This window comes from Zhengella sedimenti (assembly GCF_046506625.1).
GTDB classification, from domain to species: Bacteria; Pseudomonadota; Alphaproteobacteria; order Rhizobiales; family Rhizobiaceae; genus Zhengella; species Zhengella sedimenti.
In genome coordinates this window covers 167362-183261 of sequence record NZ_JBKFFP010000006.1, presented here as the reverse complement: position 1 = coordinate 183261, position 15900 = coordinate 167362, and the positions used below count along the sequence as shown (strand labels likewise).

The 15900-nt window shown below is 66.6% G+C and carries 13 protein-coding genes; 5 read left to right on the top strand and 8 right to left on the bottom strand.

Annotated elements, in window-relative coordinates:
- The 5 genes from ACLB6G_RS16710 (at position 1) to ACLB6G_RS16690 (ending at position 5820) form a co-directional block, all read left to right on the top strand.
- Complete coding sequence (locus tag ACLB6G_RS16710; RefSeq protein ID WP_410357447.1) at positions 1 to 825, top strand: metal ABC transporter permease; 825 nt, start codon at positions 1 to 3, stop codon at positions 823 to 825.
- A complete protein-coding gene (locus ACLB6G_RS16705) occupies positions 818 to 1246 on the top strand; it encodes a Fur family transcriptional regulator (protein ID WP_410357343.1) in 429 nt (142 codons plus the stop codon). Before ACLB6G_RS16710 ends, ACLB6G_RS16705 begins: the two co-directional genes overlap by 8 nt.
- A gap of 328 nt (positions 1247 to 1574) precedes the next feature.
- Positions 1575 to 2018, top strand: a complete 444-nt coding sequence (locus ACLB6G_RS16700) for a putative pterin-binding protein (RefSeq protein WP_410357342.1) — start codon at positions 1575 to 1577, stop codon at positions 2016 to 2018.
- Positions 2015 to 4288, top strand: a complete 2274-nt coding sequence (locus tag ACLB6G_RS16695; protein ID WP_410357341.1) for an ATP-binding protein — start codon at positions 2015 to 2017, stop codon at positions 4286 to 4288. The genes ACLB6G_RS16700 and ACLB6G_RS16695 overlap by 4 nt, the downstream gene beginning before the upstream one ends.
- A 92-nt stretch (positions 4289 to 4380) precedes the next feature.
- The gene (locus ACLB6G_RS16690) at positions 4381 to 5820 is read left to right on the top strand and encodes a sigma-54-dependent transcriptional regulator (RefSeq protein WP_410357340.1); all 1440 of its coding nucleotides are present in this window, start codon (positions 4381 to 4383) and stop codon (positions 5818 to 5820) included.
- A 52-nt stretch (positions 5821 to 5872) separates the two neighbouring features.
- Here the strand turns inward: ACLB6G_RS16690 and ACLB6G_RS16685 are convergent, their stop codons facing one another.
- The 8 genes from ACLB6G_RS16685 to ACLB6G_RS16650 form a co-directional block, all read right to left on the bottom strand.
- Positions 5873 to 7300: a GumC family protein gene (locus ACLB6G_RS16685; RefSeq protein ID WP_410357339.1), complete on the bottom strand. Its 1428-nt coding sequence runs from the start codon at positions 7298 to 7300 to the stop codon at positions 5873 to 5875.
- Positions 7300 to 8016 (bottom strand): flagellar biosynthesis protein FlhF, encoded by a 717-nt coding sequence (locus tag ACLB6G_RS16680; protein WP_410357338.1) that lies wholly within the window; start codon positions 8014 to 8016, stop codon positions 7300 to 7302. The genes ACLB6G_RS16685 and ACLB6G_RS16680 overlap by 1 nt, the downstream gene beginning before the upstream one ends.
- A 149-nt stretch (positions 8017 to 8165) precedes the next feature.
- Positions 8166 to 9299: a glycosyltransferase gene (locus tag ACLB6G_RS16675; protein WP_410357337.1), complete on the bottom strand. Its 1134-nt coding sequence runs from the start codon at positions 9297 to 9299 to the stop codon at positions 8166 to 8168.
- A complete protein-coding gene (locus ACLB6G_RS16670; protein WP_410357336.1) occupies positions 9289 to 10011 on the bottom strand; it encodes an acyltransferase in 723 nt (240 codons plus the stop codon). The genes ACLB6G_RS16675 and ACLB6G_RS16670 overlap by 11 nt, the downstream gene beginning before the upstream one ends.
- Complete coding sequence (gene glmS / locus ACLB6G_RS16665) at positions 10008 to 11819, bottom strand: glutamine--fructose-6-phosphate transaminase (isomerizing) (RefSeq protein WP_410357335.1); 1812 nt, start codon at positions 11817 to 11819, stop codon at positions 10008 to 10010. Before glmS ends, ACLB6G_RS16670 begins: the two co-directional genes overlap by 4 nt.
- A 43-nt stretch (positions 11820 to 11862) precedes the next feature.
- Complete coding sequence (locus ACLB6G_RS16660; protein ID WP_410357334.1) at positions 11863 to 13284, bottom strand: O-antigen ligase family protein; 1422 nt, start codon at positions 13282 to 13284, stop codon at positions 11863 to 11865.
- Between the two features lie 31 nt (positions 13285 to 13315).
- Positions 13316 to 14728, bottom strand: coding sequence for a lipopolysaccharide biosynthesis protein (locus ACLB6G_RS16655; RefSeq protein WP_410357333.1), 1413 nt, complete (start codon positions 14726 to 14728; stop codon positions 13316 to 13318).
- A 3-nt stretch (positions 14729 to 14731) separates the two neighbouring features.
- Positions 14732 to 15892 carry a glycosyltransferase gene (locus ACLB6G_RS16650; protein WP_410357332.1) on the bottom strand — a complete coding sequence of 387 codons (1161 nt, stop codon included), beginning with the start codon at positions 15890 to 15892 and terminating at the stop codon, positions 14732 to 14734.
- Positions 15893 to 15900: the final 8 nt, after the last annotated feature.

Genomic DNA, 15900 nt, shown 5'->3' with positions numbered 1-15900 from the left:
ATGCTCGACGATTTCTTCATCCGCGCGCTGCTGGCAGGCACCGGTGTTGCGCTGGTCGCCGGCCCGCTCGGCTGCTTCATCGTCTGGCGGCGCATGGCCTATTTCGGCGACACGCTTTCCCATGGCGCGCTTCTCGGCGTGGCGCTCGGGCTGATGCTCCAGGTCGACCTGACGCTCGCGGTATTCGCCGTGTCGGCGCTCATCTCGCTCGCGCTCCTGGTGCTGCAGCGCCGGGCAAGCCTTTCAGCCGATGCGCTGCTGGGCCTGCTGTCGCACTCCGCCCTGGCGCTGGGCCTCGTCGTGCTCGCCTTCATGACCTGGGTCCGGGTGGATCTCATGGGCCTGCTTTTCGGCGACATCCTGGCAGTCTCGAGGTCCGACCTGGCGCTGATATGGGGTGGCGGGGCGATCGTTCTCGCCCTGCTTGCCGCCGTCTGGCGGCCGCTTTTCGCCGCGACGGTCAATCCCGAGATCGCCGAGGCGGAAGGAATGCGGCCGGACCGGGCCAACATCGTCTTCATGCTGCTCATGGCGGGCGTCATCGCCATTGCCATGAAGATCGTCGGGGTGCTGCTGATCACCGCCATGCTGATCATCCCGGCGGCGGCGGCGCGGCGTCTTGCTTCCGGTCCGGAACAGATGGCGGTCCTGGCCTCGGCGATCGGCGTGGCCGCGGTGCTCGGCGGTCTCTTCGGTTCGTTGCAATGGGACACGCCCTCCGGCCCCTCCATCGTGGTGGCGGCGCTCGGCCTGTTCCTGGTGTCGCTGATGCCGCTGCGCGGGCCATCGGCCCGACCCGTTCGTGAAGGGAAGAGCCATGGCTGACCATCACCACAACCACCTTGGCCACCATGCGACCGAGGGCCTGACGCGCAACCAGGCGCTGGTCCTGGAGACATTGTCCGGGGCGGAAGGCCCGCTCAGCGCCTATGCCATTCTCGACATGCTGCGCGAATCGGGGTTCCGTGCACCGCTCCAGGTGTACCGGGCGCTGGAAAAGCTGGTCGATCTGGGCATGGTGCACCGTCTTGAAAGCCTGAACGCCTTCGTTGCCTGCCGGCATCCCGGTTGCGACAGCCATGAGACCATCGCCTTTGCCATATGCGACAGGTGCGGCCATGTGGCCGAGATCAGCGACGAGGACCTGACGGCGCGCCTGCGCGCCATCGCCGGCGCCGCCGGGTTCCAGCCTGCGAAATCCGTCGTGGAAATCCACGGCTTGTGCCGTGATTGCCGCGCTGCCTGACGGTCGGTGGAAGTTCGCAATCCGCGTCATGCCCGAAAGCCAGTTCGGGAGAATCTGACAGACGCGGACGCCGACAAGATGTCCCCATTCCCGGAACCGCTGACCGGCAAGATGCCCGGCCAGCGAAGTGAAATAGGGGTAGCCCGGCCCGGCCTGATTCACGGTCAGCGGCAAGCAAGGCAGCCATGCATTTGAAAATGCATGGCTGCTTTTCTTTATTCGAATTCTTGATTTTTATCATTTCAAACAACACCCTGTTTTATGGATTGCGCTAGAAGGGGCGCGTGTTCATCGAAGAAGGGGCGTCGGGATGGTGCGGATCCTTGTCATGTTTTTCGCGTTCGTGGGTGCGGCGGCGCAGGCCTGGGCCACGGACATGACGCTCACGGTCACAGCCGGGGGCAAGCAGGCGGTTTATACGGTCGAGGATCTCGAAAGCCTTGGAACACACGGCTTTGAAACGACCACGTCGTGGACCGACGGGCCGCACTTTTTCGAGGGCGTCCTGCTATCAGACATCGCGCGGGCACAGGGGATCGAAACGGGGGTCGTCGCCGTGGCCGCTATCAACGGCTATGAGGCCGACATCGATCTGACGGAAATCATGGCTTACCCGGTCCTGCTGGCGACGCGGATGAACGGCGAACGCATGGCGATTCGCGACAAGGGCCCGTTCTGGGTCGTCTATCCGCGCGACGATTTTCCCGAGTTCGAGGACGAGCAGCACAATTTCAAGTGGGTCTGGCAGGTCAGTTCGCTGGAGTTCCGATGAGTTTGCGCAGGCCAGGGCCGCTCACGGTCGCCCGTTATCTGGTCCTCGGATGCCTTGCATTGCTGCTGGCTTCGACGGCCAATGCCTATCTTGCGCTGAACGATGTCCAGCAACGCATAACCTACCGGATCCCGGAAAACACGATCTGGGCTGCTGCCCAGAGCGAAGTGGAACTTGCGCGAACGCTGGCCAAGCTGGCACCCCGGGCGGCGGGCCTGAAACCGGTCGACCCCTTGCCGCTCAATGTCCAGTTCGACCTGCTGATGAGCCGCGCGTCGCTTTACGAGAGCGGTGTCCTTGCACAAGCGCTGCGCGAAGACGCAGTGCTGTCCGAAGCCTTCAATGCCTTTGCCGCGGACCTGGAAGCGGCCGACAGGCTGCTGCCGGCGGCCAGCGCGGGAGACGCGGATGCCGCGGCCCGCATGAGGGACCTGCTGGCGCCGCATCGGGCCACCCTGCGCAAGCTGGCCATGACCAGTCTGAAAAGCGATCGCGCCGAGCGGCAGGAACTGGCGAAGAACCATGAATTGCTGCAACAGCAGCTATCGCGCTTCGGCACCGCGGCGGCGATCCTGCTGGCCCTCATGCTGGGCTATCTCATCCATGGCGAGCGGCGCGCGCGTCTGCTCCTCGTGAGCGCCAACCTGGCGCGGGAGAACCTGGAGGAGGCGCGCGAACGTTCCGAAAAACAGGCCGAGCAGATGCGGCTGCTGGCCCGCAAGGCGACGACCGCGTCCCAGGCGAAATCCGACTTCCTGGCGATGATGAGCCATGACATCCGCACGCCGCTCAATGCCATCATCGGTCTTTCGGACGTGATGGAAAGGGAAGAGACCGATCTGGGCAAGCGCAAGCAGATCGCCACGGTGCTGAAGGCTTCCGAAGGACTGCTCGCCCTGATCAACGACATCCTCGATCTCTCGCGGCTGGAAGCAGGCAAGCTGCGGCTTGAGCCGGTGGCCTTCTCCCCGGCCGAATTGGTGCGCGAGGTCATGGAGGTGACTGCGGTGCTGGCCGCCCGGAACCGGAACCGGATGTCGGTCAGCATCAATCCGGACATGCCGGAAACGATGATCGGCGACCGGGGACGCATCCGTCAGGTGCTCATGAACCTGGTCGGCAATGCCAACAAGTTCACGCGCAACGGCGATGTGGTCATCGTTCTCGATTGCGCCGGACACCGCAATGGCAACGGTCTCGTCCGCTTCGCGGTCTCGGACAATGGCGAAGGCATTTCCGAAACACTTCGCACGCGGCTCTTCCAGCCTTTCGAGCAGGGCGAGAACAGCCGCAATGCGCATGAGGGTTCCAGCGGGCTCGGACTCGCCATTTCCGACAGGCTCGTCAGGCTGATGGGCGGCCGCATCGTGGTCGACAGCACACCCGGCGAGGGGGCCGTATTTGCCTTTGACATCGAACTGGCAGTGGGTGAAACGGCCGAAGCCGGAGGGATTCCGAATCCCGGCGAGCCCAGGCTCGACCTGCGGGGCAAGCAGGTCCTCGTCGTCGACGACACTGCTGCGAGCCTGCTTGTCGCCCAGACCATGTTCACGCGGTTCGGGGCGCAGGTGGAAACGGCTGGAAGCGGCGAGGAAGCCGTGGAACTGGCGCGCGTGAATGCCTACGATCTCGTCGTCCTCGATGTCCAGATGCCCGGCATGGATGGCCCGTCGGCGATGAAGGCGATGAAGCGCGAGGGGGCAAGCGGAAGCGCCATGTTTGCCGCGCTGACCGCGCAGAGTTTCCCGCGCGACCGGGAGAGGCTGCTCCGGGCAGGCTTCGACGCCTATGTCAGCAAGCCCGTGCGGATGCGCGACATCGAAAGCGCGCTGGCGCCCCTGTTCGATGGGGAGGCCCAGGCGGTAGTGCAAAACGGTCCGGCGCCACATGCCGCGCCCTTCAGCGACGAAGACGCGCTCGATGCCGTGTTCCTGCAGACCATGCGCGAGGACGTCGGGGAGATGACCATGCAGGTGCTCGTCAACCAGATCGAGACCGAGATCGAGGCATCCCTGTGTCAACTGGAGGATGCCTCAACGAGGGCCGACGGGGCGGCGGCGCGCAAGGCGGCGCACAAGCTTGCCGGACTGCTGGGCCAGTTCGCGATCCGGAATGCGGCGGGTCTTGCCCGGGCCCTGGAAACCGAAACCGGCGACATTCCGGATTCCGGGGCGGTCGCCCGGGTGGCGGTTGCCGCGCGCGCGGGTGTGCGCGCCCTGCGTGCGCATCTGGATAGGCAAAACGTTAACCAGGATGACGTGGCAGCATGACGCCAAGTCCCCGACATGCATGCATTTAGAAAAGAGTTAATGTGAACAGCGTATATCCCGGGCGTGCGGATCAGGAAACAAGGGGCCAGTCGATGGAGCATCCCGGAATACTCGTTGTGGAAGACAGCATGGCGCTCGCCGAAACCTATCGCGGTTTCATGCGTCATCTTGGCGGTCCTTGCGACATCGCCGGAACAGGTGCGGAAGCCCTGACGAAAATCGGGGAGAATGACTATGGTTGCATCGTCCTCGACGTGAACCTTCCCGACATGAGCGGCATCGACATCATGGGCAGGCTCCAGGAAGCCGGCGTCAAGAGCCCGGTTGTGGTCATCACCGCCAATGCATCTATCAAGACGGCCGTGGATGTGATGCGGCTGGGCGCCTATGACTTCATCGTCAAGCCCTTCAATGCCGAGCGCCTCAACAAGACAGTCGCCAATGCCATCTCGGCGCGGACACAGGCCGCGCCCGCTCCACGCCCGAGCGAACCGGCGGCGGGCGACGAAACCGGCCTTGCTGGGTTCATCGGCAATTCGATGGCCATGCAGGCCGTCTATCGCGTGCTCAGGCGGGCCGCTCCATCCAACGCTACCGTCTTCATCACCGGCGAAAGCGGGACAGGCAAGGAAGTCTGCGCCGACGCGCTGCACCGGCTGTCCAGCCGTGCCAAGGGACCGTTCGTGACGCTCAATGCGGCCGCCATCCCGAGGGATCTGCTGGAAAGCGAGATTTTCGGGCATGTGAAAGGCGCCTACTCGGGCGCCACGGGTGATCGCCAGGGCGCCGCGCTTTCGGCCGATGGCGGAACGCTTTTCCTTGACGAGATCTGCGAGATGGACCTCGGCCTTCAGGCAAAGCTGCTTCGCTTCCTGCAAAGCCGGCAGGTGCAAAGGCTGGGCGAGGACAAGGTGCGGGTCAGCGACGTGCGGGTTGTCTGCGCCACGAACCGGAACCCGGTCGAGGAGGTCAGGGCCGGCCGGTTCCGAGAGGATCTCTTCTACCGGCTGCACGTCATTCCGGTGGAATTGCCGCCCCTGCGCGAACGCGACGAGGATATCGTGGAGATCGCCCGGGCCTTCCTGCGGCGCTTCTCGGAGGAGGACGGCAAGGCGTTCAGGGATTTTTCCGCCGACGCGGCGGCCATCCTGCTGTCCCATGACTGGCCGGGCAATGTCCGCCAGCTTCAGAACGTCATCCGCTCGGTGGTCGTGCTCAACGACGGCGACACGGTGACGGCCGACATGCTGCCCTTCGACATGCTGGGCAGCGTGCGCCAGCCGGACGGTCCCGAACTGACGCGGCCGCTCGCAGAAATCCTCGCGAAAGCGAAGCTGATGCCGGAGGCAAGCGAGTCCGGGGCCATCCGTCCGCTGGAGGACGTGATACGCACCGCGATCGAGAACGCCATCGAGGCCTGCAACGGTTCCATTCCGCGGGCCGCGGCGGCTCTCGATGTCAGCCCGTCCACCATCTACCGGCGCATGGAAAGCTGGCGTTCGGACGAGGATGGGGCGAAGGCCGCGGGCTGACCGGACAGCCCCGGCAGCCGAAGCGGCAAGGCCGCTTTTTCGGGGCAGCCCGTCAATTGCAGTAACGCGCGACCACCGGCGCGTCGCACACGGCTTCGAATTCGTGCTGGCGCCGCAGGCGGGTGTCGAGGATTTCGGCAGCAGCGGCGAGGCCCGCGCCGGCCACCAGCCCGGCGATGATCCCGGCAACCAGGAACAGGATACGGCCCGGCGTGACCGGCACGGCCGGGTCCACCGGTGCGTCGATCACCTTGATGCGTTCCGGTGCCTCGAACTTTCCCAGCGCACCGGTGATCTGGGCATTGTCGAAACGCTTGGAAATCGAATCGTGGCTTTCCTGGGCGAGGCGGATTTCCTCTTCCAGCCGCTTCTGCTCCTGCATGACAGGGCCGGTTTCGGCGATGGCGGTGTGAATGCTGTCGATCTCCGCCTCCAGCGCTGCTGTTTCCTCCTTCAGCCGCAAATATTGGGCGTTGCTTTCCTGCAGCCTGGTCATCTGCGAGACGAGGAGCGGCGGGGTCTTGGCGTCCTCCTGGTTGAGCGATCCGGCCGCCAGGTTCCAGAGTCGGTCAATATCCGTGCTCTTCATCGCCTCGGCGTCAGCGAGCAGGGTTTCGCGTTCGCCTTCAAGCCGTTCTAGGGTCCTCAGTTCCGCCTGAACGGCGGAGTGTTCGTCGGTGTAGCGTGTCTTGAGTTCGCCGAGACGGCGGCGGGTCTTGAGGATGTCGTCCTCGATGCGTCCGATGACGGGATTGGTTCCGATCAGCCGCTGGCGCACGTCGCCGAGTTCGGCTTCCGCCGCCTTCAGTTCCATGCGGTTTTCCGACAGTTTCTGCTCGAGGCCGGACAGGCGCGTGACGAGGCTGCTTTCGAGCGTCGGCAGCCGGTTGCGGTTGCGCCGCTTGAATTGCGCGAAGGCCTCCTGCGCCTCGGCCAGCCGGGTGGCGCGTGCTTCCAGTTCCTGGCTCAGGAAGACCTGGCTGTCGCGGATGGAACTGCGCTCGGGCGCGAGCAGCTTGTCGACGAAATGGTGCGAGAGCGCGCGCAGCGTGTCCGCCATGCCGGCGGGACTGCCGCCGCGAATGGAAAAGGCCACCAGGTCGTTGCCCATGAGATCGACCGAGATGGCGCCCGACAGCGCCCTGACCGCGTTGGCGCGTTCGGCCGGTCCGGACTGCTGCGAGATGTGGCCGGTGTCTTCCAGCACCGCCTCCAGGATATGCGCCGAATGCACCAGGGTCTTGAGCGCGGGCATGCGCTCCTTGAGGTTGGGGCCCACCGCAAGGTCGGTCAGGAACGGATTGAGCTTGGCAGTCTCCTGCACGAGGATGGTGGACCGCGCGACATAGGTCTTTGGCGCGAAGCCACCCGCGACAAAGGCAACCGGCGGCAGGGCCAGCATGGGCACGACGATGAGATAGCGCCTGCGCCAGGCGATGTCGAAGACCTGGAGGAGAAGGCTCGGTATATCGCGGACCATCAGCCGCCGGTTCCCGGGTACGGTTCGTATTCGAGGCGGACGGCGCGCGCGCTCATGGCCGGGTCATAGCTCATGCCCGGTTCGCCCCCGGTGACTTCGGCGACCGCGCGGGCGATCTCCTGCGCCCTTGCCAGGACCTCAAACCCCTTGCCCTCGATGCGGCCGACGACGATACGCCGGACCTTGGGTCCGCCCAGGGTCTTCAGCCGGATCTGCATGACGGCATCATCGGGAAGGCTGGTGCCATCATCCGGCAGCACGAATTCAAGGATGTCATCCTTGTCCGGCGAGGCATCCACGGCCGCCGTGACGATCGCCGTGTCCGGTTCCGTCTTCCGCCCGGAGGCCTGATCCTGCGCCCTGGCGAGCGCGGCGTTCCAGGTTTCCTGCGGCGATGGCGCCGATGCGGCGCCGGCGGTTGCGACAGGCATTCCCGACGGGTCGGCCATGGCCCGGACCGCCTGCATCTCGCGGGCGCGGTTGAAAAGCGCCACCGGATCGCCCGTCTCAAGGCCGGCCGAACCCCCCGGCGCGGATGGTATCAGGCGCTGTTGCTGGCGGCGGAACTCGATTTCAACAGGTGACAGGGCTTCGCGATCCGTCGCAGGTGTCTCCGGGAAAGCTTGCGCCGGGACCTCTGCAGGCGCGTCCGCCGCCGGCATGGACTCGCGGACCGCATCGGCGGCCATGGCGAGTTTCATTTCCTGGGGCAGCATGTCCGTCGCGTTTTGCGAAGCGCATCCGCCGAGGCTTGTCGCACAAAGCAAAACCAGGAAGGGAATGGACGGGTTGAACCTCATTTCGGGCGTCTCCTGACTGGATCTGCCGGATGCTTTTCAAGTTCCGTGCCAGCGGGGAGAGGAAATCACAGCGATTCCAGCAATTGCGAAACGAAGGCGGCGCGCGTTTCCCAGCTTTCGCCGGCGAGCAGGGGCGCGAAGGCGCGGGCGCGTTCCACTTCGACTGCGGCGCGCAGTATGGCGTCAGCCAGGGTCTCGTCGCCGTTCGGCGTGGCCACGGGCGCGGCCATGGCATCGATGGCGGGAAAGCGCCAGCTTGCCGCGACCGGCCGTCCGGCGGCCAGGTATTCCCTGAGCTTCAGCGGGTTTGACGCGGCGATCTGGCGGTTGCGGCGGAAAGGCAGGATCGACACCGTCCAGTGCTGCGACCATGCGGGAAGATCGCGATGGGCCATTGGCGGAAGGCGCCGGACATTGGCGAGGCCGGTCAGCGCGGACAGGTCCGTCTCCTCGCGGCCGATCAGGACGAAGGTCCAGTCGGGCATGCGGCGCGCCGCAGCGGCAATGGCGTCCACGTCGATCCAGCCGTTCAGCGAACCGTAGAAACCGGCCACGTTGCCGGGCGGCAGGCCGGCGGCCGGGGAGACCGGGCGTGCGAACAGGTCGAAATCGACACCGTGCGGCAGGTGAACCGTCCGGTCCGGATCGAAGCGGCCGGCAATCTCGGGGCTTGCTGCAAGGATGAGATCGGCCTGCGCGGCAAGCTGCGTCTCCATGGCGAGAACCGGGCCGTGGTCCACGCCGTGCAGGGCGGCGAAATCGTCGCCGGCATAGTAGACGACCGCCCGTTCGCCAAGGGTGCCGATGAGGGGCAGCGCGGTCGGCAGCGAGGTCCAGAGGACAGGGGCGGCCATGCCGTGTGCCTGCATCGCGGCGCGGACCTGGGCTCCGACGGAATGCCGGTTGAAGGCGGCGGCAAGGCGCGAACCCGGCCAGGGCAGGGCGCGCGGCTCGACGATTGCGGCGAAGGGATGTGCCTCATCGGATTCGGGCGGCGCAGAAGCGCCCGACAGGGCGGCCAGCCGCGCGGCCTTGCCAGCCAGGCGCATGGCATCGCGCATTGACAGGCGGGGCCGGCGCAAGCCCAGTGAATTGACCCAGACCGTCTTCCGGTCCGCTGCCAGGCGGCGGGCAAGATGCTGGGTCGAGGACGGGTGGCGGCCCCAGTCCTCGCCGAACACGACGAGATCATGCGGCATGGGCGGTTTCCTTGCCCGGCAAATGGCGGATGACGCGCGCGGGCGCGCCGGCGGCCAAAACAAAGGGCGGCAGATTGCCGGTGACGACGCTTCCGGCGCCAACCACGGTTCCCCGACCGATGGTGACACCGGCCAGAACGGTTACGCCGGTCGCCAGCCAGACGTCGCGCTCCAGGATGATGTCGCCGCACTGGTCCGGCGTGTCGGGAAGGCCCGCCGCGCGGTCGTCGGCGTCCAGAGGATGGCCCGGATAACCGGCCAGGAAGGCGCGTCCGGCAATGCGGACATTGTGGCCGATCACGACCTTTCCGGACACGGCAATGGTCGTCTGCCAGCCGATGTCGACGTTCGAGCCGACAAGCAGTTCCGGCGTTTCGGGCGACCCGGTCCGTCCGGTGATCGTCGTCTGGCCGGAAATGCGCACGTCCTGTCCAAAGGCGAGGCACACGGGTCCCATGACCAGCGGCATGCCGCCATAGACCAGCAGACCCGGCGCGGCGGTGTCGAGACGCGCCCTGAAGAGCGGTGTCGTCCAGGCGGCGCGCCAGAAGGACGCCCAGGCCGCAAGCGCGATGCGCCGCATCTCGTAAAGGGGGCGGTGGATGGCCGGGACGACCGGCACCGCGCAGGTGCGTGCGCGCCTTGCCGTGGCGCGCACGGCGCGGGCCAGCGGCGAGCGGCCGGCCTTTGCCCATTGGCGCAGCCGGTTCATTCGACCGTGACCGACTTGGCAAGGTTGCGCGGCCGGTCGACGTCCAGCCCGCGCATGGTGGCGGTGTGGAAGGACAGCAGTTGCAAGGGCACCGTGGCGACCATGGGCCGCACGAACTCCGGCGCGCGCGGTATGGTGAGCACGCCGGCGGCAGCGTCGGTCATGGTAAGCATGGCCTCGCGGTCGCCGATGACGTGGATCTGGCCGCCACGCGCGGCAACCTCGCGGATGTTGGAGGCGAGCTTGGGCAGCATGGGATCGCTGCCGGCCAGGGCGAAGACCGGCATGGCCTCGTCAACCAGCGCCAGCGGTCCGTGTTTCAGTTCGCCGGCGGGGAAAGCCTCGGCATGGATGTAGCTCGTCTCCTTCAGCTTCAGGGCGCCTTCGCAGGCGAGCGGGAAATACTGGCCGCGTCCAAGGAAGAGGGCGCTCTTCGCATCCCTCAGGCTGGCCGCCGCCTCGATCACCGCCGGTTCGTTGTGCAGCGCGGCCTCGACATAGTTGGGAAGGCGGGCGAGATGATCGCGCAGCCGGCCGGTGATCGCGCCGGTCCTGCGGCGCTGGGCGATGTGGATGGAGAGATGGGCCATGACGACAAGTTGCGCCATGAAGGCCTTGGTGGAGGCCACGCCGATTTCCGGTCCGGCGGCCAATGGCAGGGTCATGTCCGCCTGGCGCGCCATTGTCGACCCGGTTTCGTTGACGATGGCGATGACCGGCATGCCGATCTGCTGGAGGCGTTCCAGCACCGCCAGCGTGTCGGCGGTCTCGCCCGATTGCGAGATCAGGATCGCGACCTCGCCGGGGAAGATCTGCGGCAGGTTCTCATAGCGGTATTCGGACGCCACATGCACGGCGCATTCGATCCCGGTCATGGACTGGATCCAGTGGCGAGTCACGGAACCGGCGAAGTAGGACGAACCGCAGGCGACGATGTTGATGCGGCGGATGCGCGCAATGTCGAGCGCGAGCAACTGGTCGAGGAGCGAGCCGTCCCGGTAGAGCCGGTTGATCTGTTCGATCACATCTGGCTGCTCGAAGATTTCCTTGGCCATGAAGCGGCCGAAATCGCCGGAGTCGAAGGCATTGGCCGTACCGGGCACTTCGAGCAGGCGGCGGTTCACGGGCCGGCCCGCGAGGTCGCGGATGTCCACGCGGTCGGCCGTCAGGCGCGCGGTGTCGCCGTCCTCCAGCGCAATGGCGTGGCTGGCGAAACCGGCGAGCGCATTGAGATCGGACGAGAGATAGGTGCGGCCATGGCCGACGCCGGCCACGATGGGGCTTCCCTTGCGGGCGGCGAAGATCTCGCCCGGTGCAGCCTCGGCCATCATGGCGATGGCATAGGAGCCTTCCAGCCGCCCGGCTGCCTCGTTGAGCGCCACCCAGGGCGGGGCACCACGGTCCATCGCGTTGCGCACCAGCCAGGGAATGACCTCCGAATCGGTCTCGCTGACGAAGCGCGCGCCCTGGCGGGATAGGTCCTGCCTGAGGTCGGCATGGTTCTCTACGATGCCGTTGTGAACGACGGCGACGCCGGGGGCCTGGTGGGGATGGGAGTTGGCCCTGGCAGGAGCGCCGTGGGTTGCCCAGCGCGTGTGGGCGATGCCGCTGGAACCGGTCGCCGGTTCGACGGCAAGCAGGGCTTCCAGCGAGGTGACATTCCCGGCCTCCTTGCGCACGGCGAGTCCGGCATCGTCGCGGATGGCGAGACCGGCGGAATCATAGCCGCGATACTCGAGCCGCTTCAGCCCCTGCAACAGTGTCGGTGCGGCGCTCTCATCACCGGTGACGGCAAAAATCCCACACATGGTCTGAACCCCTTTCTTCAACAGGATCTACGTCTGCCGTCACTCACGCAGGATCCATGCCAGCGGAATTCGCGGTTTCCAGACGCCTGACGATGCGTATTCGCGGCTTTTTCGCTCCCGCCGGTTCGCCATATGCGAAGCCGTTCGCAAAGTGGGAAGCGGCCGAGGCGATGGCGAGCAGGATGTAGATGGGCCAGGTGAAGCCCTGGGTGAGGAAGGTCCCCGACGCGCAGAACCCGGCAACGCCGGATGTCACGGAAAAGGCGGCGACCTGCACCGGCAAGGGCGCATGATTGTCGCGCAGGATGCGCGAGGCGCGAACCGCGACGCGGGCGATGGCGACGACCATTGCCACGAAGGCGATCAGCCCGGGCCAGCCCGTCTCGGCCAGAACGCCGAGCCATGTGGAATGCACGGCCTTGTTGAAGCCGCTCCAGTGCGGCGTGTAGAGCCAGTAGTTGGGAATGAAGTTGTCCAGGCCGACGCCGTTCAGCGGCCGCGCCAAGGCCATGTTCAAGGCTGCCGTCCAGGCCCAGATTCGGCCCATGGCGCTTTCGTCGATTCCGTCTTCCGCCGCGCCACCGGAGGAGCGGTCGGAAATGCCGGCTGCCGCGAACAGGACGATGGCCGCCAGGCCGCCGGCACCGGCCAGGAGGAGTTTCGAGCGGACGATCCTGAGTCCCGTGACGCCGAACACGGACATGATGCCCAGGATTCCGCCGCGGCTCTGCGTCGACAGGACGGCCCAGATGATCAGCACGATGGCGGCCAGGCCGAGGATGCGGTTGAACCAGCCGCCACGCGTGGTGGCCATCGAAACGGCAAAGGAGAGCGGGAAGGTGAGCACGAGCGAGAGGTCGTTGGGGTCGCCGAGCACCGAGCCGATCTCGCGGCCGATGGTGACACGGCTTCCTTCCACCAGACCGATTCCGGCCAGCTTGTTGGTGATGGCGACGTAGGAGACGGCCATGCCCGAGATGACGATGACGCGCGCAGCAAGCTGGAAATCGGACGGCTTGCGCAGCAGCCAGGCGATCGACAGCGTCATGATCGCGATCTTCACATAGGCACTCGTCCAGTAGGCGATGGCGATGCCCGGATTGGAGGCGAAGGGCAGTCCCACGGTGACCAGCGCGAAGAAGACGGCAAAGGCGGTCAGCTGGCTGCCCCAGTAGGGCTTGATGCGCTTCATGACGCCGATATGCCAGACGAGGACCAGCAACGTGGGCAGCGCAAGCAGTTGCGGAATCCGGAAGGGCATCAGGAAGGGAAAGGCCTCGTGCAGGCGGAAAAAGGTGAAGGACACGAAACCCAGCACCAGCCAGACGGGGATCCGCATCATGACGATCAGGCCGAGCGGTGCTGCCGCGAGCGGCAGGACCAGGGCCGGGTGCGATATGGCCAGCGTCGGCAGGACCGAGACGAAGGCCATGGCGAGGCCGACGGCGAGCACCTTTGCGCTCACCGCCCTTGCCGGGCGGGAAGTCCCGGGCGTTTCAGGCGCGGCGGACATGGATGCGGGCGAGATGCAGGAGGTCCGGACGGGCAGCGGCCAGGCCCGCCATGGCCAGCAAGGGCGCGGCGGCGGCGCCTGCAAGGGCCAGCGCGATGCCGGCGTCGTGTGGTAGGATGAGTGCCGGAAGCAGGGCGCCCAGCAGGATGAGGGCGGTGGCGGGCGAGGCGATCGGTACGGGCGCATTGCCGCGCGACAGGGCAATGAAGCTCGCAAGGCGAAGGAGATGCGCCGCAAGCGTGGCGGCGATGGCGCCAGCAAGGCCATGCTGCGGGATCAGCAGCGCGTAGAGGGCAATGGCGAGGATGGCAGCCGCGGCATTAACGGCGAGAACGCGGAACGTGTTGCCGCCGAGATAGGCGCCGGCATTGGACAGGCTGACCAGTTCGTTCAGGACGATGGCGGCGATCAGCCAGGGCAGCCATTGCAGGGATGCGGCGTAGGCCTGCGGAAGGGCGAGGCGGACAAAGGCCGGCATGGCGAGATGGATCGCGACGGCGCCGCCCGACAGGATGGCAAGCCCTGCCAGCCAGGCAGCGGCGTTTTCCGCCTTGCCGCCGGGGCGCGCAAGCAGCGCGAGGCGGCGCGGATACCACCAGAGGCCGAAGGGCTGGATGACCAGGGCGGTCGCCAGCGCCAGTTTCGCGGCGATGGCATACTGGGCCATGTCGGCGCGGGTGACGTGGCCGGCGATGAACCAGCGGTCGGCCGCGCCAAGCGCGAACATGCACAGGCCGGACAACACGATGGGCATGCCGTAGACGGCAAGCCGCGCTGTCATGGCGCGCGAAACGGCCATGCCATTGGCGCGCAGGAATGTGCCCGCCAGCAGTGTAGCGAGGACCAGATCAACTGCGGCATTGGCGATGAGCACGCCGGACGCGCCAAATCCGAGCGCCAACGCGGTCCAGACCAGCGCGATCTGGGCGACGGCCCTTGCGAAGATGAAGCCCAGGAAGGCGAGCGGACGGTTTCGCAGCCTCAACCAGGCCAGCGGCGTCTCGATCAGCGCCGTGACGGCCGCACCGGCCAGCGCGAGGCGGAAGGCTGTCTCCGTGACACCGAGTTCCGCCCAGGCGTGGAGCGGGGATGCAAGCGCCTGAAGCGAAATCATGATGATGGCGATGGCGATGGCGGCTGTTCCGGCCAGGGCGGCCGCGTTTGCCTTGGCCCCGCCGGTGTCGTCTGCGCAGAAGCGGTAAAGCAGTTCGCTCAGTCCCAGGGCCGAAAAAAGGGCGGCGAACTCGACCAGGCTTGTCACCAGGTCGAGTTCGCCAAAGGCGGCTGGGGGGAGCTTCCACGCGAGAAGCGGGATGGTGACGAGCGAAAATCCCTTCATCAGGATGATGGCGAGTCCGTAGACGAGAAAGCTGGCAAACGGGGCGGGCAGGCGCATGGCTCAGGCAGCCTCGACCATGGCCGAGAGCGCGCGCGCCTGGGCGGCCAGCGTGAAATGGCTGAGCAGGCGCTGGCGGCCGGCTGCGCCCAGGGCACGGCGCTGTCCGTCCGTCATGGCGTCGAGCCTTGCGATGGCATCGGCCAGCGCCCGGGGATCAGCCGGGGGCACGAGAATGCCCGTCATTGGCGTGACCATTTCCTTGACGCCCATGAAGGCGGTCGAAATGACCGGCAGGCCCATGGCCATGGCTTCCTTGACGACCAGCGGACCGGTCTCCCGGTTGCCGTCCGCGGTTGCCTTGAAGGGCAGGCAGGCGGCCCGGTAAAATGGCGCTTCGGCGGCAAGCCAGGCCGCGTCGCGGCCGCCGAGAAGCCGGATTTCGTGGTAACCGCGCGTCGTGATTGCCTGCGTCCCGGCTTCGATGTCGTCGCGCAGCGGTCCGTCGCCGACGATGTCGAGCTTGACCGGGACCTTGCCCTCCAGGATTTCCAGCGCGGAGAAGAGATCGTCGATACCCTTCGAGCCGACGAACCGGCCGACGAAGAGGTAGCGCCCATTGTCCGGCGTCTTCGCATCGCGCGGCCTGAACCGGCCGGGATCGGTGCCGCAAGGAATTCGCACGATCCGTGCCCGGCTTTCCAGCCGGCGCAAGTCGTCCTCCAGGTCGGCGCACACCGCCACGACGGCATCGGCTGCCGCCAGCTTGGTTTCCAGGTCTTCCGGTTCGGCATAGACATCGTGGCCATGGCAGGTGAAGCTGACGGGCAGGCCCGCGATCCGCGCCGCGACGAGGCCATGGGCCGCGCCGCCGCCGGCGAAATGGGCGTGGACATGGCTGCAACCCGCGGCCCGCATGGCACCGGCGAGCTTCAGGCCCGTCCACAGGAGCGAGCGGGCCGGCAGCCGCTTCTGCCGCATCAGGAACGGCCATGCGCGCCAAGCCATGGGCAACATGCGCAGGCCCCTGCCGGCCGGGATGGAGGCAAGCGTCCTGGCGCGCGCGGCGATCTCGCCGTCGCGCGGCTGGGCGGGTCCCTCGCGCAGGCGGAAGACGAACGGCACGACACGATGCCCGCAGGCCTCCATGGCGCGGATCTCGTTGCCGATGAAGGTCTCTGACAGGACCGGGAAGTCGGTCAGCACATAGGCGATGGTCTTCAAGGCGGCGG